Genomic DNA, 24,672 nt, shown 5'->3' on the forward strand with positions numbered 1-24,672 from the left:
TCAATTTCCACCTACCGTTATTACAGCTGTTCTTTTTTTATTTTGTGGGATAGCAACATCTTTGCCTGCAAACTGGATACTGGCACCCAGTGTTTTACCCAGAATAATTTTATATGGTGCAGCACCACTGAACTGATGTGTACTCCCCGCGTCAACAGTCTCTTTGATTAACACTTTGCCACTTCTGTCACTTACTTGTAACCATGTGTTGTTTTCAAGTTTAATAACCAGTGCCTCTGTACTCTCTGCAAGAGATTGCGAAGCCTCTCTACCAGTACGGCCAGCATCAGTCTGGCTGGCATTTGCTCCAGTGGAAGCGGCGCGTGTACTGGTTTGCTCACTGGCTGTCATCGGTACAATCCGGATATTACTGGCTGCGATATCACCGATAGAAGTTGCTTGTGCTGATATTTCCTGACTAGCTGTCGCAGTCTGTCTGGCGTTTTCTGAGGTTGATTTATGTTGCCAAGCATAAACCACGGCACCAATTAAAATGACCACAAGTACAACAATTAGCCAGCGTGGAAAATGGCGACGCTGTAACTTGTTCTGAAAATCCAATTCTTCCGGTGTTACCTTACTAACCTCGGAAGTTAATTGCTGATTGCCTGCCGGAAATATTTGTTGCAGATATTGCTTTAATTCTTTCTCATCCAGTTCAAGTAATCGGGCATATGAACTCAGAAAACCTTTGATAAACACAGCTTCGGGCAAACCCTTATAGCGGCCACTTTCCATTGCCTCAACCTGTCTGGCTGGTAATTTCAAGCGCTCAGCCACCTCGCCGACAGATAAGCCCTTTTGCTTTCGTGTCTGTGAAAGTATTGTTCCTAAAGTGGCTGCGGCATTTGAACCGGATTCAGGATTTGTGCTTTGCTCATTCATCAGAATTTTCCTGTAGAAACCTGCTCTAATTCAGCAGAGTAAGGGAAATTATTACGCAGTTGAGCTTCATATTCATAGGCTGCCTGCGTATTACCTAATGATCTTTCAATTCTCCACCCCAATAATAAATCATCAGCAGATAATTTATTTATCTGACTTTGATACTGCTTAAACATATAATTGGCTTCTGATACACTGCCTGACTGCAAATTGTTACGCGCCATTTCTTTTTTGGCAGCAATAAAATTAGGATTGGCAGCCAAAGCGCGCTCAAAATAACTATTGGCCAATTGATATTGGCCCATACGGCTGCTGCAAATACCTTTATTAAACTGAGCAGTTTCTGGTGTAGGATACGTTGGATCTGTCAAAGCTTTATCAAAATAGGCTATTGAAGCATTTGGCTTCTTTAAAGCATCACATAAAAACCAACCATAATTATTATTTACTTCAGCACTATTAGGTGCGATCGACAGCGCGCGCTGAAAACTTTCTTCAGCTTTAGCCGGTTCTTTTAGATATTGCCATATCTGAGCTCGTATCAACCATGCATCAAATGAACTACTATTGTTTTTTAATGCTTCATCAATAGCTTCTACAGCCTGACGATAGTTTTTGGTTTTCATATACTCAATTGCCAGTTGAGTTTTAATCTGGGCAACATCACGAGCCCGCTGAGCGGCTGTTGGTTTTTTATTGATACTTTGATTCGCACAAGCAGATAATATCAGTGCAAATAATAAAGTTAACCCTATTTTTTTCATCAAATCATCCCTGAACAAGTTGCCATTTCTGTTGACGTTGTGTTTTGTCTTTTACTTTTCCGGCCAGCTGGCCACATGCTGCATCAATATCATCACCACGAGTTTTTCTAACCGTAACAACAAAACCGACTTCCTGCAATATTTCACGAAATATACGAATACGCTCACTTGTTGAACGTTCAAAACCGGAATTGGGAAATGGATTAAACGGAATCAGATTAAATTTACACGGTACATCCTTAACTAGTTCGATTAACTCGCGCGCATGTTGCGCAGAGTCATTGACATCTTTAAGCATTATATACTCGAAAGTAATAAAATCGCGTGGTGCCTTAGCGAGATAACGCTGACAGGCTGCCATTAGCTGGCCAAGTGGGTATTTTTTATTCAATGGAATAAGTTTATCCCGTACCTTGTCATTAGATGCATGCAACGAAATAGCCAGAGCAACCGGCATGACTTCTTTTAGTCGATCCATTTGCGGCACCATGCCTGAAGTAGATACCGTTACGCGACGACGCGACAGACCGTAGCCATGATCATCCAGCATGATACTCAGTGCAGTTACCACGTTGTCAAAATTGGCCAGAGGTTCACCCATTCCCATCATGACCACATTTGAAATGACTCTTTCATCTTTAGGCGTTACACCAAGTGCTTTATTTGCCCACCATAACTGCCCAATAATTTCCGCAGTAGTCAGATTACGATTAAATCCCTGCCTTCCTGTAGAACAAAACAAACACTCCAATGCACAACCTATCTGAGAGGAAATACATAAAGTTCCGCGTGTATTTTCTGGAATAAAAACTGTTTCCACGCCATTACCCGTACCAACATCAAGTAACCATTTGCATGTCCCATCAACAGATTTTTGCTCAAACAGTAAATCCGGTACCTTTATTTCGGCATGATCCAGTAATTTATGGCGTAAAGATTTGGCCAGATCAGTCATATCAGTAAAATCGGCTACACCTCCCGGATGTATCCAGCGCATAACTTGTCTGGCACGAAAAGGTTTTTCTCCCATTTGAGCAAAAAGGGCAGTTAAACCGGGTAAATCAAAATTTAGCAAGTTGGTCTTCATCAGGGTAATACAATAATATTGGGAAAAAGCAGTAACAATTAGTTTTTACACATGTCATTATGCTGATAATTCAAATTTATTCAACAATTTATACAATAATTTAATTTATACCAGACTGGAAATACTATAAATTTTTAAGTTTTCTCTCCGTTTTTTCCTTTTGGATAATAACGTTAAACTGGCACCATTAATCATTATCGGGTCTATCCGAACTTTGGTAGCATACCAGCCATTATCTGTATTCTTAAATAAAAAATCATTGCCATCACGTATATCTAAGCTTTTACAGTTTCAGAATCACTAAAATCTGAATTTGTTTTGGCTATTTATTTACAACTTAGTGCTAAATATAACACGCCCATTTAATTTTCCAATTAAGTGAAGTAATTAAAATAGAGAATATGCGTGCCAATTTTATCAAAACTGTTTCACTATGAGGTAAGATTTCAGAACCTGTTTTGCCAACAATCCGCTTCAAACAAATAATGTATTTGCCAAGATTTAAGTGTTATTGAAAAATTTCATTATAGAAATCAAACATTTGAATTTCACATGCAAAATCCAGCCATACTTTCCAATTATTCCATTTGCATTTTCATTTCAATTGTAAATTAGCCCACCTATCTTCAGGTGGACTAATTCTATAAACTTACCTTTGACTTAGCGTGCACATAACTCATCAGCAGCAAAGAAATAGGCAATCTCTGTAGCGGCATTTTCAAGACTGTCTGAACCATGTACTGCATTAGCGTCAATAGAGTCAGCGAAATCAGCACGAATTGTACCTGCGGCAGCTTCTTTAGGATTAGTAGCACCCATCAGTTCACGGTTTTTTGCTACAGCACCTTCACCTTCGAGCACCTGAATCATCACAGGTCCGCTGATCATGAAATTAACCAGATCAGCAAAAAAAGGCCGTTCTTTATGTACAGCATAAAAGCCTTCTGCCTCTGCTTTGGAAAGATGTTTCATTTTAGCAGCAACAATTTTCAGACCATTGCTTTCAAAGCGACTATAAATCTGTCCGATAACGTTTTTAGCTACGGCATCCGGTTTAACAATTGATAAAGTGCGTTCGATAGTCATATTCTTCCATTATGTTAAATATATAGGTTTTACATACTGACACAGAAAATTGCCAGAAAAACAGCTTTATCTATTTTAACAAAATTCAGCTTTATTTAATATCTTTTCCTGCATTACTGGTTTCTTCATCTAAATCCAATGTCTGATGTAATAAAGTCAAATATTCTTCCGAACCCATTTCAGTAAGTCGGCTGGCAGTACGCGTAAATTCATTTGCAAAATCACCATCGGTATAAATGTCATCTATAGCAACTTCACAACTAACACAAAGTTTGATACGGTAATCATATAGCACATCAATCAGCCACGTAAGCCGACGCGCTTCTGCCATTTGGCCACCATTCATTTTAGGTATACCAGATAAAATTAATACGCGAAATCGCTTCGCCAGTTCTAGATAGTCATTTTGGGAGCGCGGGCCGCAACATAATTCATTAAAGTCAAACCAGATTGTAGTTTCAGATAGGGCTTTATATACCAGCTTTCGTCCCAGTATTTCAATTTCACCGCCAACTATCTGCTGCTGATCATTAATCTTATGAAATAGTTGTTCAAGCTTCTTTTCGCTGGCTGTATCTGCCGGAATATAAAACACATCGGCAGGCTTTAGCACACGCATACGATAGTCCTGCCCACCATCCACATTCAGAATAGTCAATTGTTTTTCAATTAATGCAATAGTAGGTAGAAAACTGGATCGATTCTGACCTTGGGGATAAAGTTCGGCTGGGGCATAATTGGATGTGGCAATCATAACTACGCCTTGCTCAAATAAGCCATCAAGTAAGCGCCCCAGTATCATGGCATCAGCAATATCACTGACGTGGAATTCATCAAAACACAATACCCTGACTTCTTTTGCAATGTCTTGCGCCACTGCACTTAATGGATTGGTCTGACTATGATGATCTTTCAGGCGTTGTTGTACTTCTGCCATAAATGCATGGAAATGTACTCTGCGTTTGCGCTGGTAAGGCAAACAGCCAAAAAACACATCCATCAAAAAACTTTTGCCACGCCCCACTCCGCCATACATATATAGTCCTTTGGGTGCGCGTGGAGAGCGTAAGCTACGCCCTAAAAAGCGGTTTCGTTTACGCTTAAACATCATCAACTCAGTCCATAGCCTGTCCAATTGTTTGATTGCACGTAACTGAGCCTCATCATGAATGAAACCGGGTTGCTGTTGTGCAGTTTGATACCAGATCAGAGGACTTTGATTATTAAATTCGGGAGCAGCAAAGGAAGTGGTGGTCATATTATAGAATTTCTTCCGGAAATCAAGATTGTATATAGCAAAAGTTAAAAAATGTAACCTTAGCACATTTGCTAGACTTTCGACCATCCTAAAATAAAAATACGCCGCAGAAACTGCGGCGTTAACGTCTATCTCAAAAAAACAATATTATTTATCCGCAGACGGCAGTGATTTATCAACGCGCTCACGTAACTCCTTACCAGGTTTAAAGTGCGGTACATATTTTTCTGGTACCGATACTTTTTCCCCTGTTTTAGGATTACGGCCAATACGAGCTGGGCGATGATTCAAATCAAAGCTACCAAATCCACGAATTTCAATTCGCTGGCCTTTAGCTAAAGCACGAGTCATGGTATCAACGAGAATTTTGATACTTTGCTCAACATCTTTAGCGTTTAATACAGTACTATCATTATTAGCAGTATATAGTTCCGCCAAGCGAATCATTAACTCCGACTTCGTCATAACCGCTTATTCGCTTTCACCAGATAATTTTGCTTTTAACAAATCACCCAAGCTGGTAGTACCGGCAGAGGCATTGTTAGCAGATAATGAACGCAAAGCAGCACTGTTTTCCTGTGCATCTTTAGCTTTGATAGACAGATTGATATTCCGGTTTTTACGATCTACAGTTGTGATCACAGCTTCAACTTCATCGCCTTCTTTCAGGGCATTGCGAATGTCCTCAACACGATCATTTGAAACTTCAGATGCACGCAGATAACCTTCAACATCATCAGCCAATGCAATAACAGCACCTTTGGCATCCAATGATTTTACTTTACCAGTTACAATGCTGCCCTTGTCATTCACGCTGACATAATTGCTGAACGGATCACCAGCCAGCTGTTTCACGCCAAGAGAAATGCGTTCTTTATCAACATCAATGGCCAAGACTACGGCTTCAACCTCTTCACCTTTCTTGAACTGACGTACAGCTTCTTCACCGCCATCACTCCATGACAGATCAGACAGATGCACCAGACCATCAATACCACCAGGCAAGCCTACAAAGACACCAAAATCAGTGATAGATTTCACCACGCCTTTGATTTTTTCGCCTTTTTCATGATTGGATTCGAATTCCTGCCATGGATTGGCTTGACACTGTTTCATGCCCAGTGAAATGCGGCGACGATCCTCGTCAATTTCCAGAATCATCACTTCTACTTCATCACCCATCTGAACTACTTTGCTTGGATGAACATTCTTGTTAGTCCAGTCCATTTCTGAAACGTGTACCAGACCTTCGATGCCCTGTTCGATTTCCACAAACGCACCGTAGTCAGTCAGATTGGTTACTTTACCAAACAGACGGGTACCCTGCGGATAACGACGAGCCAGACCATTCCATGGATCTTCACCTAACTGTTTCAGACCTAAAGAAACACGGCTGCGTTCCTGATCAAATTTCAATACTTTGGCTTCTACTTCCTGGCCAACTTCCAGCACTTCACTTGGATGTTTAACGCGACGCCATGCCAGATCAGTGATGTGCAGTAAACCATCAATACCGCCCAGATCAACGAAGGCACCATAATCGGTAATGTTTTTCACAATACCTTTCACTACTGAACCTTCTTTCAGGTTTTCCAGCAATGCCTTACGTTCTTCGCCTAATGTTTCTTCCAGCACTGCACGGCGAGAAACCACAACATTATTACGACGCTTATCCAGTTTGATTACTTTGAATTCAATTTCCTTGCCTTCAAAGTGAGAGGTGTCTTTGACCGGACGTACATCGACCAGTGAACCAGGCAGGAATGCACGAATGCTGTTGATCATTACAGTCAGGCCGCCTTTAACCTTACCATTGATCACACCTGACAGAATTTCACCATTTTCCATGGCTTCTTCCAGCTTGATCCAGTCAGCTGCACGTTTGGCTTTTTCACGTGACAGTTTAGTTTCACCAAAACCATTTTCCACAGATTCAATAGTTACAGTGACAAAATCACCAACTTTAACTTCAATCTCGCCCGCTGCATTTTTGAATTCGCTCACCTCAATCAGAGATTCTGATTTCAGACCGGCATTCACAGTGACGAAATTATTGTCTATGGCAACAACTTCTGCGGTAATGACTTCGCCGGGATTCATCTCTTGCAAGGTGAAGCTTTCTTCCAGCAACTGGGCAAAATTTTCCATAGTCATATATTTATATTCTCAAACAAGTATCGTCAGGGGATACGGAAGTTAGTTAATCAAAACCGGCACACCCTGACTGTGCCAGCAATACTAAAATCTACTGATGCAAATTACCAACACATCAGCATAAAAAAACATGAAAACAATTATTTGGCACAGGGTTCATATCCTTCAAACATAGCAAGTATACAGAACACCCATACACAAAAGTCCAGAATTGTAACCTATTTTTAGATTTTTCGATACCAATCAAGCACTTTTTCTACACTTTCTTTAATGTTAAGCGAAGAGGTATCGAGGATTATTGCATCATTGGCAGGTTTAAGAGGGGCTACCGCACGGGAGCGATCAGCCTGATCCCGTTTTTCAATATCAGTAAGTATCCGCTGATAATCTGCTCCATCAGTAGCTAAGCCCAGTTGTAAGGCACGTCGTTGAGCCCGTATTGGTGCACTGGCAGTAAGAAATATTTTGAGTTCTGCTTGCGGAAACACTACTGAAGCCATATCCCGCCCATCAGCTACCAACCCTCGTGGCACTAAAAAATCTCTTTGGCGTTGTAATAGCGCCGTCCGCACCGCCGGTAAAGCAGCAATAGCCGAAGCGCCCATGCCAATGTTTTCCGTGCGAATAGCAGCTGTTACATCCATACCATTCAATAAAATGGAATCTGTGCTGAAAACCACTGGTAATTTATACGCTAGTGTAGCAATCTCATGTTCATTATCCCAGTCAATATTCTGTTGACTAGCATATAAGGCAGTTAATCGATAAAGTGCACCGGAATCCAGATAGTCCCTGTTCAGAATAGCGGCCACTTGTGCAGCCACTGTTCCTTTACCGGAAGCACTGGGGCCATCAATAGCAATTACTTTCATTCGTGGCTCAGATTGCGACACAGCCATATCTTACCTTTTCACAAAATTTTCTGCACATTATACTGAAATTTATCCTCAAGCAATAACTGACTGATATTTTTATATTTTAAAGCAGAAAATTTGCTCTAGTCATAATTAGTAAAATTAATAAACCACCAATCTCACTTTCAACATCAGAAGGCCAGAATTCCATTTTTAGCCAATACCGTAATTTATCGTGCTTCAACTTGCTTTAATAATTTTCCTATCCGAACCAATTATTGTTCGCCATTGTAACGCAGCTGATATAGTAAACAAAGCCAATATAAAGGGACATTCATATAATTCTTCCAGCATATCATCATAAATAGGATTATACAGAATAAAATGTGCAATCCAGCGTCCACGTTCTACTGCATCAGCCAATAAAAAGCCTGTAGCAGCTAGCAGGAAATTCCATGCAGGAAAAGGCTGGTGATAGTAATATTTGATGCCGGCACGCAAGCGTGGCCACAACAACATTAATATCAGTCCCAGAATCAACACTGCTGCTACACCATGATAAAACGCATGCGAATAACCAGAAAAAGTTTGTCTGCCCCAGTTTTGATCACGTCCCAGCAATACCAGCCACCATAATGATGCCCACAACCAGAATGCTCTTTCTTCGCCAGTTAATCTACTATATAAAGTTGATAAAAGGGTAAATACAAAGCAAAATAGTAAGAAAAAGGTTTGCCCCTGTTCAATAAATATCACCCAATCAGGATTGATATGTAATCTCTGCACCAAAGGTACAAACAATATTATTAATAACCAGACTGTACTGAATTTAGACCAGTGCCAGTCAAGATTCATTTTCATAGCCATCACATTAAAATATTAATATAGTGACTATTATACTTAAGGTTACAATTGATCACCTGATTTATATATACTTTATTTATAGTTTGTTTGCGCACTTTTCTGTTTATACATGTCAAAATCACTGCATATATAGATATCCTGTAGCACAATTAACTGATAAACTTCCAGCCAAATCTTTGAAATTAGCCAATATCAGCATGAATACCCTGCATTTAAAAGCCAGTATTTGTCATTCAGCCAGTATCAATTTACCCGGTTCAAAAAGCATCAGCAATCGTATATTGCTCCTAGCATCACTAGCTGAGAATACGAGTGAAATTCATGATTTACTTGATTCAGATGATACTCATTATATGCTGAAAGCATTAAAGAACCTTGGCGTCAAAATTGAATATTTAGCTGCCGAAGATAAAAAATCGGACTTACATATCAGAGTACACGGGTGCAAAGGTAAGTTCCCACAACAGCAGGCAGATTTATTCCTTGGTAATGCAGGCACAGCATTCAGGCCTTTAACTGCCGTACTGGCCATACTGGGAGGAGAATATTATTTACACGGCGTGGCACGTATGCATGAACGCCCTATTGGTGACCTCGTTGAAGCTCTGCAATTAGCCGGAGCAGTAATCGAATATAAGGGGCAGACCGGTTTTCCACCCTTACAAATTTATCCTACCCAGCAAAACAGAAATAACCATATCAACGTTAAAGGTAATGTATCAAGCCAGTTTTTAACCGCACTGTTAATGGCTTTACCGTTAACCGGAAAAGCTTACACCATTGATGTCTGTGGCGAACTTATATCCAAACCCTACATTACTATTACCTTAAAGCTGCTTGAACAATTTGGTATTCAGGTTAAACACAAAGATTTTCAGACATTTCAGCTGCCTGCTGGGCAGCACTATCATGCGCCTGCACAAATTTTTGTAGAAGGTGATGCATCCAGTGCTTCATACTTCCTTGCTGCCGGACTAATATCTGGTAAATCTATTCGTGTTAATGGTATTGACGCCCACAGCATTCAGGGTGATATTGCCTTTATACACGAGTTGGAAAAAATTGGTGCACATGTACACTGGGGTGAACAGTTTATTGAGATATCACGTTGCTCTGATCAGCCTATTCAGCCCTTCGATATCGATGCCAATCATATTCCGGATGCAGCTATGACTCTTGCCATTGTGGCTCTGGCCTGTAAAGAAACATGTCATATTCGCAATATTGCCAGCTGGCGCGTTAAAGAAACTGACCGCATCGAAGCCATGACTACTGAATTACGCAAACTTGGTGCTCATGTTATGGCCACTGAGGACAGTATCAGTATTACGCCTCCTGCAAAATTGCAGGCCGACGTCCACATCCAGACCTATGACGATCATAGAATGGCCATGTGTTTTTCACTTGTCAGCCTGCTGGGCACTTCCGTCTATATAGACGATCCACAATGTGTCAATAAAACTTTCCCCGAATATTTCAAAGCTTTTACTGGCATGTGCACACCTATTTAAAATCAGAACTTTACCCAGTCTGTTTTCTATTTACTCTGGCCTAAAGCCGTTATTGATATAATTTGTTTTTTTTATTTAGCCATGCTACAAACAGACCAACTTTCAGGTGCACAGCCACAACGTGTCATCAGCCCGCAAACTACCTCAGCACAGGAGGAACAGCTGGAACGCGCCTTGCGCCCGCGCGCGCTGACAGACTATATTGGACAGCATAAGACCAAAGAACAGCTTTCTATCTTTATTCAGGCTGCGAAAATACGGCGTGAAGCTCTGGATCATACCTTATTATTTGGCCCTCCTGGTCTGGGCAAGACTACTCTGGCTCATATCATTGCTCATGAACTTGGCGTTAATCTGCGCCAGACATCTGGGCCGGTACTCGAACGAGCTGGAGATCTGGCTGCACTGCTTACCAATCTTGAACCACATGACGTCCTTTTTATAGATGAAATTCATCGCCTCAATCCGGTAGTAGAAGAAATATTGTACCCAGCTTTGGAAGATTACCAGTTAGATATCATGATTGGAGAAGGCCCCGCAGCGCGCTCGGTCAAAATCGATCTCCCGCCTTTTACTCTCGTCGGCGCTACCACTCGAGCAGGTATGCTAACCAATCCATTGCGAGACCGCTTTGGTATAGTCTCACGTCTGGAATTCTACAATAACACCGATTTAACTACTATTGTTGCCCGCTCCGCCCAACTGTTAAAATTACAAATTGACAACACCGGTGCAGCTGAAATCGCCAGACGCAGCCGGGGGACGCCTCGTATCGCCAATCGCCTGTTACGACGTGTACGTGATTATGCCGAAGTAAAATACCAAGGTCAGATCAATGCCGAAGTAGCAGATGCGGCATTAAAAATGTTAGATATTGATCAATCCGGGCTAGATGTTATGGACTGCAAGTATCTGGAAGCTATTCTATATAAATTTGCAGGTGGACCTGTTGGTCTGGATAACATTGCAGCAGCAATTGGCGAATCAACTGATACCATCGAAGATGTTATCGAACCCTATTTAATTCAGCAGGGTTTCTTACAGAGAACACCACGAGGACGAATGGCTACGGAATTAAGCTACAGCCATTTTGGCTTACCTGCTCCCAGCACTAAAGCCTAATTCATCTGTAAACAGATAGCCTTATCTTTAAAATTTATCACTAAAAACACTGATTTAAAATTTAACCAAATACAAGAACAACTAAGGACATTATTCATGACCTCAAAACAGATTGATGCTAGCATATTTAAAGCATATGATATCCGTGGCATTGTGGATGTTTCATTAAACAAAGATACAGCTGAGCTGATTGGCCGCGCCATTGCTACCGTAGCTCTCAGCAAAGGAATCAACCAGATTGCTATTGGCCGCGATGGCCGCCTGTCGGGCCCGATTCTGGCAACCAGTCTAATTCAGGGTATTAGCGCCTGTGGAATTAATGTAATTGATGTAGGTATGGTTGCTACACCAATGCTGTATTTTGCGGCGATTGAGCATTGTCAGGGTAGTGGTATCATGATTACAGGTAGCCATAACCCACCTGATTACAATGGCTTTAAAATGATGTTAGCTGGAACTACTCTTGCTGGTGACGATATTCAGACATTACGCAAAATTATCGAATCCGGTCAGTTGGCCTCCTCCGTCGAACATAGCGGAAGCGTGGTTTCCCTACCCATCGCATCTGAATACATTAATTATATTGCCAATCATGTTCAGCTTAAACGGCCAATGAAAATTGTGATAGATGCAGGCAATGGAGTAGCCGGCGCTTATGCTGGAGATTTATATCGTGCTTTGGGCTGTGAAGTAACAGAATTATTTTGTGAAGTAGATGGCAATTTCCCCAATCACCACCCTGATCCGGCTAAGCCAGCCAATCTACAGGATTTAATTCAGGCCTTACAGAATAGTGATGCAGAAATCGGTATGGCTTTTGATGGCGATGGTGATCGTCTGGGTGTAGTAACCAAAGATGGGCAGATTATTTATCCCGACCGCCAGCTGATGCTATTTGCAGCAGATGTATTGGCACGCAATCCTAAAGCAAAAGTTATATATGACGTTAAATCTACTCGATTACTCAAACCATGGATTGAGCAGCATGGTGGCGAATCCATCATGAGTAAAACCGGTCACAGTTTCATTAAAGCCGCAATCAAGGAACATGGTGCACTGCTGGCTGGTGAAATGAGCGGTCATGTATTTTTTAAAGAACGCTGGTTAGGTTTTGACGATGGCTTGTATGCCGGTGCCCGTTTACTGGAAATTTTGTCTGCAAGTGAAAATCCATCAGCAGTTTTAAATGATTTGCCTGAAGGCATATCTACACCTGAATTAAACATTGCCGTTCCTGTGGGACAATCAGGGCACGAAATTATCGCCAGTCTGGCACAAAATGCTCAGTTTAATGATGAAGTTGAACGCATCACCATTGATGGTCTAAGAGTGGAATTTAAAGATGGATTTGGGCTAATGCGCGCTTCTAATACTACCCCTGTGTTGGTATTACGATTTGAGGCAGACAACCAGCAAGCTTTAGACAATATCATAGCTCAATTCAAAGCTGTAATTTCACAAAATCCGGATTTAAGCTGGAATTAAATGTGTAAATTGAATTTGGCATCAGATGCAGCATCTGATTTGCACTAAAACCACAAACGGCTACTTAAAGTAGCCGTTTGGTTAATTTGCACGCTGGTTAAAAAACCAGTTTAGACAATTTAAGCTTTAGCTTTACTACCCGTTTCGCATACGAACATTGTCATAATAAAAGCCAGAATCAAACCACCAACAAAAACAAAGTCTGCGGTTTGGAAAATCTTCAGGCTTAGCTGGCCTCCTTCTGCGCTGGCTAAGTGCGCAATCAGTAAACTGAACAGATTGGTCATTATCGCACTGATCACAAACACAAAGAAGTTAATCACACCTGTAGCTGTACCCTTCACTTCATCAGGATTAACTTCTTTAATCATGGTGTAAGGAATCATTGCTGCTCCAGAGGCAACACCAAATAGTAAACCCATTATATAAGGTGGCATAACTTCAGGCAGATAAACAATAAAACCGCCAGTAATACCCATTGCAATTATACTGCCCATAACAACAGGCTTACGACGACCAATCACATCGGATAAATAGCCCAGAATGGGACAGCCAATTACCCAGCCCAGTGGAACCATGGCCAAACGCAAAGCAGTATCAGTACCGGAACCCAAACCTTCCTGCAAAAACTGATTACCCCAGGCAATATTGCCGACATTAGTAGGCATAAACATCATGGCACCAATGAAAGCACAAATATAAGATTGCGGGTTTTTCAATACCACAAGATAAGGATGACTTAAACCAGTCCAATCAATTTTCCCTTCTCGAGTGCGTGGCGTGATGATTACAGAAGCAAAAAATATCACAGCCAAAACGCCGGCCGCCACCATCCAGAATGTTTGCCAGCCCATTATCTGATGTTTAATAATCGGTGATACTACAGCCTGTCCCATAAAACCACCGAGCATACCAAAGCACTGTGTCATGCCTACAGCAGTGGCCAACCATTTCTTTGGGAAACCACGAGTTGCCAGAAACACAGCACTAGTAAAGGCCAGCCCAGAACCAGCACCTTGCAAGAAACGGCCAGATTGAGCAGTAATAACAGTACCAGTACAGAAAAGTATACAGCCAGCAACTACCAGAATAATACCTAATGATGCTGTAAAACGTGGTCCGATCCGATCAAGCAAAACGCCTGAAACCAACGCAAAGAAAGCATAAGAATAGAAATACAGACCAATAATTGCAGCCATTTCCACTTTAGAAATCCTCAAAGTGGCGATCATTTCGCTCTGCATAATACTTGGTGCAGAACGCAATGCATATTGGACAAAATAGAAAATGGCGCAGATAAGCCAGGCAATTACAAATGTTTTATTCAATGCACTGGATTGATTGCCACCGGGAGTAGATACAGACAACTTGGATTCATGATTCATAGCGTACTCGCTTTCGTTTAATTCCGAATGAAATTTCACAAAATCATTCTAGCAAAACCGGAGAGACGTGTTCAATAAAGTCACTACTAACTCACATTTAACACAATACGCCTAAATTACAATATTTTAAACAACAAAATTAAAAAATATTTCAATTTCGGTACTATCAGAAATTTTTTATGACTTTAAAATACCATGTTAATAAATTTTTTTATTAATTTTACAAAATAACTTTATTTTACTGAATATCTTATTTTTTGCTTACAATATATTTACATATAATCATAAGATTATATTATTACCAATAATATTATCCACTTAATTTATTATTATTAATAATAATTTCATTTAACTTCCAAATTTACAATCAAAGCATCAACCAAGCAGAATTATAATTATTTATATTGTCGTCTGATGGCAATCAAAAGCAAGCTAGGATGAAAAATTATAAGAGTTAGCAGATCTCAATTTAGGTTACTTTAAGTCTATTTCGTAAACTGATACAAATCTTGAAATGTAAAATCTGCCTGAAAACGGTTTAGCAAAATAAGGCAATATAGAAATACTCAGAGAGATTAAATTTTGATTATAATGAACAAACAATGCCCTCATAGCAGACAGCATAAATCATAAAATCTAAATTCAAAATTTTATAATCACTGCCAGCTTGAGGGCACTTATGAAATTGAGAAACTAATATTTATATTGAAGCATTAATAAACGCTTCTAATTGTCCTTTATTTAAGGCTCCTACTTTCGTAGCCACACTAGCACCATCCTTAAAAATCATCAGAGTAGGTATCCCACGAACATTGAATTTAGCCGGCGTTTCCTGATTTTCATCAACATTAAGCTTAACAATTTTCAGTCTGCCTTGATAAGCCGGGGCTAAATCATCCAGAATTGGCGCAATCATTTTACAAGGTCCGCACCAAGGAGCCCAGAAATCCAGCAATACTGGGGTATCTGCCTGTAAAACTTCTTGCTCAAAGTTGCCATCGCCAATATGAACAATTAAATCACTACTCATTATGATTTCCTTTTATTATCGGTTGTCTATATAAAATATAGCTAAATAGTCATTAATGCAACAGGAGTATCCAAAACTAAACAGCTGCAATAGTACACAGCAACTTAAAAATCAACTGTTACTGGCCATTACGGGCTACATCAATTCTTTAGAAATTTTCTTTACACCATATTAAACGTTGATCTGACTTAATGCATTGGATAAATCTGCTTTTAAGTCAGCAGCATGCTCCAATCCAATAGATAAACGAATTAACCCAGGCTGAATACCAGCATCAAGCTTCGCCTCCGGTGCCATCCGACCATGCGTGGTTGTCCATGGATGGGTAACCGTAGATTTCACATCGCCAAGATTTGCCGTTTTACTAAAGAGTGTTAATGTATCAATTACCTGCCACGCAGCCTGCTCTCCCCCCTTAACCTCAAAGGCCACCACAATACCACCACCTTGCTGCTGCTTATGTACCAGCGCTTTTTGCGGGTGGTTAGTCATTCCTGTATAGTGCACGGCAACAACCTGAGGTTGAGTAGAAAGAAACTGCGCTACTTCCAGAGCATTGGCGCTCTGCTTTTCCATACGGAGATACAAGGTTTCCACGCCACTCAACAGCACCCATGCATTAAAAGGAGACAATACCTCGCCAGTGGTGCGCACATGTAAAAAAATTTCATTAATTAATGCTGCACTGCCACAGATAACACCACCCATCACCCGCCCGTGACCATCAATTGCTTTAGTTGCTGACTGCACCGACAAGTCGGCGCCCAGACGTAATGGCTGCTGTAAGGCCGATGACAAAAAACTGTTGTCAACTACCAGCAAAGCCTGATGACGATGTGCCAGCTCTGCCAGCTGAGCAATATCAGCCAGCTCATTGAGTGGATTAGATGGCGTTTCCACAAACAGCATTCTGGTATTGGGTCGAATAGCAGCCTGCCATTGAGCCATATCTGTCTGGCTAACCAGCGTTACCTCGATTCCGAATCGGGGCAATATATTATTTAACAAACCGATAGTCGTACCAAACAGGCTTTTACTGGCTACCAGATGATCACCGGTTTTTAATAAAGCCAGAAAAACTGCGTTGATTGCAGCCATACCCGTGGCAGTAGCTAAGCCTGCCTCACCCTGCTCCAGTTGTGCCACCCGTGCCTGAAATGTTGCCACAGTTGGATTATTAGTGCGTGTATAGGTAAAGCCCTGAGTGGAACCATCAAACAAGGCTGCACCGGTTTTTGCATCGTCAAACATAAAGCTACTGGTTAAAAACAGTGCTGAATTATGTTCATTGTATGAGGTTTGTTCCTTAACACCGCGGATAGCAATGGTTTCCGGATGCAATCGTAAAGTAGACATGGTTGTTTAATTTATCTATAAATATGAGTAAAGAATTGTGCCGTTTTTTTTATGATTATGCAAATAACCAGCTTACCTATAATAAAGATTATAGTATTCTTGAATTGCAAACCCTATATATATTAACCGCAATCTATTCTAAGCATATCGTTTTGCCGAGCATAAGTAGTACATGCAAAAGAGCAACAGTCAAATATCAAGGAAAAAAATGTATTTTGTTATATCACCCGCTAAAAAACTCAATGAAGAAGCAACAATCACGACCAAACAGTGCACACAGCCTCAATTAATGCAACAGGCGCAGCAGCTAGTGCCTTTACTACAGCAATTGGCGCCACACGAAATTGCAACCTTAATGAGTATTTCTGACAAGCTTGCTCTACAGAATGCCGAACGCTATCACCACTGGCAACCTCCCTTTACCTTGGACAATGCTAAGCAGGCTGTCTATCTTTTTAATGGCGATGTTTATGAAGGATTGGATGCCAACCATTTATCTGAAACAGGATTAAACTATCTACAGCAGCATCTGGCCATTCTCTCCGGTTTATACGGTGTACTCAAACCACTGGATTTGATACAACCATATCGTCTGGAGATGGGCACCAAACTTGCTAATCCTTACGGCAAGGATTTATATGCATTCTGGGGGGATATCATTACCAGCACCATTGAACAGAATATGCAGGCAGTACAAGATCAGGTATTAATCAACCTTGCCTCACAGGAGTATTTCAAAGCGATAAAGCCCTCAAAGCTTTCTGCTCAAGTGATTACTCCCGTATTCAAAGACCAAAAAAATGGCGAATATAAAATTATTAGCTTTTATGCCAAGCGTGCACGTGGTTTATTTATGCGCTATGCAGCCGAGAAGCAGTTAACTGAGCCAGAAGAGTTAAAAGATTTCGATTACGAAGGCTATTATTATGATAAAGCCTCATCCAGCGACAAACAGTGGGTATTTCTGCGTGATGAAAATATGCACTATTAAAATTTAATCAAAAATAAAATGAATGATTTAGCCTCATACCCTAAATTCACCTAAATAAAACACTTGGCAAATGTGCATTTATCGTCTATTATGCGCATCTTCAAAGACGGAAGCGTGGCAGAGCGGTTTAATGCAACGGTCTTGAAAACCGTCGTGGGTTGATAGCCCACCGTGAGTTCGAATCTCACCGCTTCCGCCAAGACATTATTCAGATGCTTTTACTTTTTTAAAAGCCCAAATATGACCTAAATAATAATATTTAGGTCTTTATTTTATTCGAAACTTTTTCAGCTACTTTCATACACATCTAAATCTTTGTGGTATTTTGGAGTATTCAAACTAAGTATGTTGTGACAATATGCCCAAAATAGTCATTCTAGTCACTATGTTTGAATAAAATTCAAGGTTTCTAATAATAAGCCATACAAAAGCAATATCCAGAATTTCCACTTATTGAAACACACAAAGACTACCAAAATATTGAAGATCTACTCTAAAAATATCGATATCTAAGCTAGTGTCTGCCAATATGTTACTTACTTATCAGCATTATTGATTCCAACAATCAAATTAATTCAATAACTTAAGTTAATAATTGTTGATAATACTGCAATTTCTAAAACTATATACAATATAATTCATACTAATATCCGCTCAACATAGTTTACGAATGTACGTATTATTTATACCCATTAAAAAACAAAAGTTTCACCGTTTACTTTAGCAAACTTTTGTTTTAATAACCGATTACACATCTAAGAAATGATTCATATTTAAAATTATTGAATTCAATCCGATAAAATAATCAGTTATCACCAAAATGATGATGCTGAATTCGCTGGTAGTTGTACCAGTTTTTTTGGTTTGCCATTAAATTGTTTTGATTGTTTTGATTAAGTTGCAACTGATTATAGTTTTGCACGTCGTCTTTTGTACTAATACCTTCTTGATGATTTTCTGTAGCAGATACAGTAGTCTGTACTTGCTGCTGAAATTCCATTCTGCGTGCTTTTTTATCTAACATGGAAATATGAATTTCAGTATCGTAAATGCTTTTCAATTCGAGCAGCTTTTGATAAGCAGCTATTAATTCTTTGTTGTCAGGCGTACGCATGATTTGCCCTTCAAGAAATTCACGACATTTATTAAATTCTTCGGTTCTCATGGTTATCTTAGTAAATATTCAAAACAAAAGCTAATTTTACACCATTACAAAAAATAACGCTAAAAAAATAAGGTTTTAATCAGTTGATTTAACAATTGGTGACATGACTACATATCGGTGTATATGTGATTTGTAGCACACACTATACTTTTACAGCAGCACATTTTTAGCAGCAATGAACAAGAAAAATTGCCCAAATTTTAATCACCATAAGACTAAGTTGATTCACCTTGTTTTTTTATAGTTATCCACAGATATACTCACAAAATTTGTGAAATTCTGCCGCCTGCAATCAGCAGACATCCTGTTATTAATTTGCCATTATCAGCAATTTATATATATGATTTTATTTTATTTTCTATAAAATCCGTATATGACACTAAATCAGTTTAATTTGACAAATAAATAAAATTATCTGTCTTAATCAATATAAGTTATTGAGTCAAAATTTTGCATTGGTTTTCAAAAGAATTTGTTATGACTTTAGCTGAGTAAAGATTATTTTTATATTTCGAATACAAATATTTTACATCAGAATTCTGTTAGCAAATAATCTGATAAATCCGTCGTATAAATTAACCCCGACATCTATAAAATACTTATTAGTTAGAGAAGATGATATACAGCGGCACACAGATTAATATTTTTATATATAAAACAATAATTTTCTTCTAAAATGAGTTTTTAGCAATATTAACCCTTGACATTAATTTCCTAATACCAATATTTCCATTAATGGAAAATTAAATGAAAGAAATCAGATGCGATTCGATAAGCTTACAGCAAAATTTCAGCAGGCTTTACAGGATGCACAAAGTCTGGCGCTTGGACAAGATGCTGGTTATCTTGAGGCAGTTTTCATATTGAAAGCTTTAGTTGATGATACCGATAGTGGCAGTGCCGCCCTGTTAACTCAGGCTGGTGTTAATGTTGCACAAGTGAAACAACAAATAGAAATTACCATTGATGCTTTGCCCAAGGTTTCTGGTCAGGGCGGAGAGATTCTGCCTAGTACCGAGTTGCAGCATATTTTAAATCTAATGGATAAGGCTGCTATTAAACGTGGTGACGCTTATATTGCCAGTGAATTATTTCTGCTGGCTGCTGTACAGGAAAATGGGCAATGCGGCCGTATCCTGAAACAGGCTGGTGCTACTGAAGATAAACTGAATATTGCCATTGATGCTGTTCGTGGAGGGGCAAGTGTGGATAATCCTAATGCAGAAGACCAACGTGAGGCACTGAAAAAATATACAACCGACCTGACAGAAAAAGCTCGCGCCGGCAAGCTGGATCCAGTCATTGGACGCGATGATGAAATACGGCGTACGATTCTGGTGCTGGAACGGCGCACTAAGAATAATCCAGTGCTGATTGGCGAACCCGGCGTTGGTAAAACGGCGATTGTTGAGGGTTTGGCGCAGCGGATTGTCAATAATGAAGTTCCGGACTCTTTGCGCAATAAACGTTTGCTGATGCTTGATTTGGCCAGCCTGATTGCTGGCGCCAAATTCCGTGGAGAATTTGAAGAGCGTTTGAAAGCGGTACTCAATGATCTGGCCAAAGATGAAGGTAATACGATTATTTTTATTGATGAGATTCATACCTTAGTGGGCGCAGGCAAGGCAGATGGTGCCATGGATGCCGGCAACATGCTCAAGCCGGCACTGGCACGCGGTGAATTGCACTGTATCGGTGCTACTACACTGGATGAATATCGCCAGTACATTGAGAAAGATCCCGCTCTGGAGCGACGTTTTCAGAAAGTACTGGTTAAAGAACCTACGGTAGAAGACACTATTGCGATTTTACGCGGTTTACAGGAACGCTATGAAATTTATCATGGTGTAGAAATTACTGATCCTGCAATTGTAGCCGCAGCTGAATTATCCAATCGTTATATTACTGACCGCTTTCTGCCGGATAAAGCCATCGATTTAATTGATGAGGCGGCTTCGCTGATTAAGGTTGAAAGCCAGTCTATGCCGGAAAGCATGGATAAGCTTAAACGCCGCGAAATCCAGCTTGAAATTGAGCGAGCCTCTCTGGTTAAAGAAAGTGACGAAGCCAGTAAAAAGCGTTTGGCTTTGCTGGAAGAGGAGCTAGATAATGTTAAACGCGAATTTGCCAATCTGGATGAAATCTGGAAAGCTGAGCGTGCTAAAGCTCAAGGTAGTGTGACCATTAAAGAGCAAATTGACCAGCTCAAGATTAAGATGGATGCGCTCAAACGTGATGGTAAATGGGAGGAAGTGGCTAAACTACAATATGAGGAGTTGCCACGGCTGGAAGCGCAGTTGCAGGCAGCAGACAGTGGCAGGCAGGATAACCAACCCAACAAACTATTGCGTACTAAAGTCGGTTCGGAAGAAATTGCTGAAATTGTTTCACGCATGACTGGTATTCCAGTAACAAAAATGATGGCTGGTGAACGGGAAAAATTACTGAAAATCGAAGAAGTGCTACATGAGCGTGTAGTTGGACAGGATGAAGCGGTTCGGGCGGTAGCAGATGCCATTCGTCGTTCACGATCCGGTCTGGCTGATCCGAACAAACCTTATGGCAGTTTTTTGTTTCTCGGCCCTACCGGTGTAGGCAAAACGGAACTTTGCAAAACACTGGCAAGCTTCCTGTTCGACAGCGAAACCCATCTGATTCGGGTGGATATGTCTGAATATATGGAAAAACATTCTGTAGCTCGCTTAATTGGTGCGCCTCCCGGCTATGTTGGTTATGAAGAAGGCGGTTTTCTGACTGAGCAGGTACGGCGTAATCCATATAGTGTAGTCCTGCTAGATGAGGTGGAAAAAGCTCATCCAGACGTTTTCAATATCTTGTTACAAGTGCTGGACGATGGTCGTCTGACTGATGGTCAAGGACGAACAGTGGATTTTAAAAATACCGTTATTGTGATGACATCTAATATCGGTAGTCAGGAAATCCAGAAGATGGTAAGTGATGATTATGAAGCCATCAAAGCGGTGGTAATGGAAGATGTAAAACAATACTTCCGTCCTGAGCTGATTAATCGTATTGATGAGGTAGTGGTATTCCACAGTCTCAATCAATCAAATATCCGTGCTATTGCCAATATTCAATTGGCAGGCCTACGTCAGCGTCTTGAAAAAATGGATTTGCATTTACAGGTTGATGATGCGGCTCTGGATGTACTGGCTAAAGTGGGCTTTGACCCAGTTTATGGTGCCCGCCCCTTGAAACGCGCTATCCAGACTGAAATAGAAAATCCACTGGCTAAAGAACTACTGGCAGGCAATTATGCACCAGACAGTACGATTATGCTGACTGCAGAAAATGGTACACTGACTTTTGCCTGATAAATGATTAAAGAAACCTGCATCCATGCAGGTTTCTTTTTAACTGCAAAACAGCTTTGGAATTATTTTACGCTGATATCTGCGATAGCCTATAGTGCAAACATTGCTAGGCAAGGTATATATCAGTATTTGCAGTAGTCTTTATTTAATCTGACATTAAATGTATTTTAAACCAATAATGGAGCGTCAGTAATGAATCAATCTGCAAAAATAATAGTTTCAATAAGCCCTTCACCTAAACCATTACCCACAATATCAAAGTAATTTTGAATAATTAATTTATCCCCTGTGGGTGTTTTATCGCCGGCATTGATGAGTTCAATCACCAGAGAATCCAGCTTACGACTAATTCTGACTTGTGAAGGTAGAATATTTTTGAGGACAATACGGTCATTTCCCTCAGAATCATAAATAGTATCCACACCATCACCAAAGGAAAATTCATAAGTATCATCACCATCACCACCAACTAATGAATCATTGCCTTTGCTGCCAATAATATAATCAGCAGAAGATGAACCAAATAAATTATTACTATTTTCATCTCCGATCAACAAATTGCCAGACAGGTATTTCGAAAGAGCCAAATCATTTTCACTGAATTTCTCAATATCTTTGACCATATTATCGAATACAAAAGTTTTATACGTATTCATGCCATGCATGATATTCGATATTTTCAGTAATTCTTTAATTGAATCGGTATCCCCATCATGGACTTTTTGTGAGAGTTGACTTAAATAGTCCTGAAGATTTTTAAAGACAATGTCATCATAACCAGTGATAACATTTTTAATCATTTCCGGCTTAAAAATTTCTGCATAATCTGTTTGTGCCAAGATCATGGATTTTACATAATGACGGAATTTATTGTATTCCTGAGTGAGTATATTCCCCGCATTAGGACCTGGGTTTTTGCCCCAGCCATTTTGGTGGTATTCACTGCCGGTTAGAATTTCCAATACCGCCAGTTGCTGACCATTTACCGTGTTAGTCCGGCCATTTTTGTCGACGTTCGTTACCTGTGCCCACTGATAGATAATGGCATCTAATTGACTGTCGGTCTGGTTTTCTTGCCCTAAGGCTATATAATCCTGCACCATTTTTAATAGCTTGTGATCTTGCGCCATGGCCTTGGTCAGATTGACCAGATTACCAAAACCATTAACAGTGGGTAAAACATAGACCTGATCTAAAATATCCTGAGGAACATCACCCAGTGGCGTTCTGTCTATGGTTTTGGAAACATCAGTTTGCAACCAGACATCATCAATATTGCTGGTCTTACCGTCTTTCCAAGTAACTGTTGACTGCTGTTTATGACCGTTGTTGCTATTATCAACATAATCCGATTCTTTGTAATGAAGATCAATAGAAGTAATACCTAATTCATCTAATGTGTGTAGCTCACCTTGCTGGGTAATGCCATCAGCAGTTTGGTCTCGCCATACTCTCAGCTTAGACCAGATGTCATCTAAATGATTAATCACACCATCGCCATTGGAATCATATTGTTTTAATGCTTCAAAACCATTACTGGCCTTGCTACCATCGGGCAGAATGGTATTGTTGCCAAACAGCTCAGAACCATTATCAATTATGCCATTACCATTTAAATCCAATGCCAGTAAACCATCATTGTATTTGGCCCAAGCAGTTTCTTCTGCAAAACCATTGTGGTCTAAATCAAAATAGGCGCCAATGCCCAAACGATCGGTTTCAACACCATTAAAATTTAGATCAATGATCAGAGGTGATGCCTGGCTTTCCGCTTCTTGTTTGCTTGGAGTTTCATCTTTTGGCTTGCAGGTTATATATTGATAAAGCATATTAGCTATATCAATTAGTATCGAAGCACCAAAAACCCATGGGTTAATTCTAGCTCCAACAAGTACAGCAATAGACAATATATATCCAGTAAGTGTATTTGCCATTCCTAATATATCACTTCCTGTTACCTGACCACTTCCAAGTTTAGCGAAAAAACTGAGGAATACTTGTTACCAACCCCTGTTTTGCTGTTAAATGATCCACAATCTCCATAACCTTAGCTTGTTTAAATATTCTACCTAAACAATATTCAATAATGGAAATTATTGTTCCTACCGTTGATGTGCCACTTAATGCATCTCCAAAGAGAGCCTCTTTGAAAGAACAATATTCTCTTAGCTGTGCAGTAATTGGGTTTAATTTAAAAAGTTGTGGATTATTTGTCATTGTTGCTTCCATCATATATCCTTTAATAAATTAAAAATTATGTAAATAAACCTGTATAGTAAAATAGATAAAAAACACACTCCATGTAATAAACCATATACTGCGACCGATTACCCAACAATA

General features: G+C 40.0%; 20 protein-coding genes and 1 tRNA gene. 6 read left to right on the top strand and 15 right to left on the bottom strand.

What is annotated here, in order from left to right; translation table 11 throughout:
• The 9 genes from J6578_RS01020 to J6578_RS01060 all read right to left on the bottom strand — a co-directional run bounded on the left by J6578_RS01020 (position 1) and on the right by J6578_RS01060 (position 8,949).
• Positions 1-885: a RodZ domain-containing protein gene (locus J6578_RS01020; protein WP_287952514.1), complete on the bottom strand. Its 885-nt coding sequence runs from the start codon at positions 883-885 to the stop codon at positions 1-3.
• A complete protein-coding gene (pilW, locus tag J6578_RS01025) occupies positions 885-1,649 on the bottom strand; it encodes a type IV pilus biogenesis/stability protein PilW (protein ID WP_093090636.1) in 765 nt (254 codons plus the stop codon). Before pilW ends, J6578_RS01020 begins: the two co-directional genes overlap by 1 nt.
• A 4-nt stretch (positions 1,650-1,653) precedes the next feature.
• Complete coding sequence (gene rlmN / locus J6578_RS01030) at positions 1,654-2,736, bottom strand: dual-specificity RNA methyltransferase RlmN (RefSeq protein ID WP_239428081.1); 1,083 nt, start codon at positions 2,734-2,736, stop codon at positions 1,654-1,656.
• A gap of 660 nt (positions 2,737-3,396) precedes the next feature.
• Positions 3,397-3,822, bottom strand: a complete 426-nt coding sequence (gene ndk, locus J6578_RS01035; protein WP_239348630.1) for a nucleoside-diphosphate kinase — start codon at positions 3,820-3,822, stop codon at positions 3,397-3,399.
• A gap of 91 nt (positions 3,823-3,913) precedes the next feature.
• The gene (gene zapE / locus J6578_RS01040) at positions 3,914-5,080 is read right to left on the bottom strand and encodes a cell division protein ZapE (RefSeq protein ID WP_287953683.1); all 1,167 of its coding nucleotides are present in this window, start codon (positions 5,078-5,080) and stop codon (positions 3,914-3,916) included.
• A gap of 147 nt (positions 5,081-5,227) precedes the next feature.
• The gene (locus J6578_RS01045; protein WP_037405699.1) at positions 5,228-5,545 is read right to left on the bottom strand and encodes an integration host factor subunit beta; all 318 of its coding nucleotides are present in this window, start codon (positions 5,543-5,545) and stop codon (positions 5,228-5,230) included.
• Between the two features lie 6 nt (positions 5,546-5,551).
• Complete coding sequence (gene rpsA / locus J6578_RS01050) at positions 5,552-7,234, bottom strand: 30S ribosomal protein S1 (protein ID WP_093090643.1); 1,683 nt, start codon at positions 7,232-7,234, stop codon at positions 5,552-5,554.
• Positions 7,235-7,458: 224 nt separating this feature from the next.
• A complete protein-coding gene (gene cmk, locus J6578_RS01055) occupies positions 7,459-8,133 on the bottom strand; it encodes a (d)CMP kinase (protein ID WP_287953685.1) in 675 nt (224 codons plus the stop codon).
• Between the two features lie 195 nt (positions 8,134-8,328).
• Positions 8,329-8,949 carry a hypothetical protein gene (locus tag J6578_RS01060; protein WP_287953687.1) on the bottom strand — a complete coding sequence of 207 codons (621 nt, stop codon included), beginning with the start codon at positions 8,947-8,949 and terminating at the stop codon, positions 8,329-8,331.
• Positions 8,950-9,149: 200 nt separating this feature from the next.
• On the opposite strand from J6578_RS01060, the gene aroA reads away from it, so the two are divergent.
• The 3 genes from aroA to J6578_RS01075 all read left to right on the top strand — a co-directional run bounded on the left by aroA (position 9,150) and on the right by J6578_RS01075 (position 13,070).
• Positions 9,150-10,463 (top strand): 3-phosphoshikimate 1-carboxyvinyltransferase, encoded by a 1,314-nt coding sequence (gene aroA / locus J6578_RS01065; protein WP_287953855.1) that lies wholly within the window; start codon positions 9,150-9,152, stop codon positions 10,461-10,463.
• Positions 10,464-10,544: 81 nt separating this feature from the next.
• The gene (gene ruvB / locus J6578_RS01070) at positions 10,545-11,585 is read left to right on the top strand and encodes a Holliday junction branch migration DNA helicase RuvB (protein WP_093090649.1); all 1,041 of its coding nucleotides are present in this window, start codon (positions 10,545-10,547) and stop codon (positions 11,583-11,585) included.
• A 96-nt stretch (positions 11,586-11,681) separates the two neighbouring features.
• Complete coding sequence (locus tag J6578_RS01075; RefSeq protein ID WP_287953689.1) at positions 11,682-13,070, top strand: phosphomannomutase/phosphoglucomutase; 1,389 nt, start codon at positions 11,682-11,684, stop codon at positions 13,068-13,070.
• Positions 13,071-13,189: 119 nt separating this feature from the next.
• Here the strand turns inward: J6578_RS01075 and J6578_RS01080 are convergent, their stop codons facing one another.
• The 3 genes from J6578_RS01080 to J6578_RS01090 all read right to left on the bottom strand — a co-directional run bounded on the left by J6578_RS01080 (position 13,190) and on the right by J6578_RS01090 (position 16,841).
• The gene (locus J6578_RS01080) at positions 13,190-14,455 is read right to left on the bottom strand and encodes an MFS transporter (protein WP_287953690.1); all 1,266 of its coding nucleotides are present in this window, start codon (positions 14,453-14,455) and stop codon (positions 13,190-13,192) included.
• A 700-nt stretch (positions 14,456-15,155) separates the two neighbouring features.
• Complete coding sequence (gene trxA, locus J6578_RS01085; RefSeq protein WP_287953692.1) at positions 15,156-15,485, bottom strand: thioredoxin TrxA; 330 nt, start codon at positions 15,483-15,485, stop codon at positions 15,156-15,158.
• A gap of 171 nt (positions 15,486-15,656) precedes the next feature.
• Complete coding sequence (locus J6578_RS01090; RefSeq protein ID WP_100151126.1) at positions 15,657-16,841, bottom strand: O-succinylhomoserine sulfhydrylase; 1,185 nt, start codon at positions 16,839-16,841, stop codon at positions 15,657-15,659.
• Positions 16,842-17,049: 208 nt separating this feature from the next.
• On the opposite strand from J6578_RS01090, the gene yaaA reads away from it, so the two are divergent.
• Both yaaA and J6578_RS01100 read left to right on the top strand, forming a co-directional pair.
• Positions 17,050-17,832: a peroxide stress protein YaaA gene (yaaA, locus tag J6578_RS01095; protein ID WP_093090659.1), complete on the top strand. Its 783-nt coding sequence runs from the start codon at positions 17,050-17,052 to the stop codon at positions 17,830-17,832.
• A 108-nt stretch (positions 17,833-17,940) separates the two neighbouring features.
• Positions 17,941-18,031, top strand: a tRNA-Ser gene (locus J6578_RS01100).
• A 606-nt stretch (positions 18,032-18,637) separates the two neighbouring features.
• Here J6578_RS01100 and J6578_RS01105 read toward each other — a convergent pair.
• The gene (locus J6578_RS01105; protein WP_287953694.1) at positions 18,638-18,997 is read right to left on the bottom strand and encodes a hypothetical protein; all 360 of its coding nucleotides are present in this window, start codon (positions 18,995-18,997) and stop codon (positions 18,638-18,640) included.
• Positions 18,998-19,758: 761 nt separating this feature from the next.
• On the opposite strand from J6578_RS01105, the gene clpB reads away from it, so the two are divergent.
• A complete protein-coding gene (gene clpB / locus J6578_RS01110) occupies positions 19,759-22,332 on the top strand; it encodes an ATP-dependent chaperone ClpB (protein WP_093090663.1) in 2,574 nt (857 codons plus the stop codon).
• Between the two features lie 197 nt (positions 22,333-22,529).
• Here clpB and J6578_RS01115 read toward each other — a convergent pair whose 3' ends face one another.
• On the bottom strand, positions 22,530-24,266 hold the full coding sequence (locus tag J6578_RS01115; protein WP_287953696.1) for an SPM autocatalytic domain-containing protein: 1,737 nt from the start codon (positions 24,264-24,266) through the stop codon (positions 22,530-22,532).
• Positions 24,267-24,306: 40 nt separating this feature from the next.
• The gene (locus tag J6578_RS01120) at positions 24,307-24,549 is read right to left on the bottom strand and encodes a hypothetical protein (protein WP_287953698.1); all 243 of its coding nucleotides are present in this window, start codon (positions 24,547-24,549) and stop codon (positions 24,307-24,309) included.
• Positions 24,550-24,672: the final 123 nt, after the last annotated feature.

This window comes from Snodgrassella sp. (genome assembly GCF_024103505.1).
GTDB classification, from domain to species: domain Bacteria; phylum Pseudomonadota; class Gammaproteobacteria; order Burkholderiales; family Neisseriaceae; genus Snodgrassella; species Snodgrassella communis.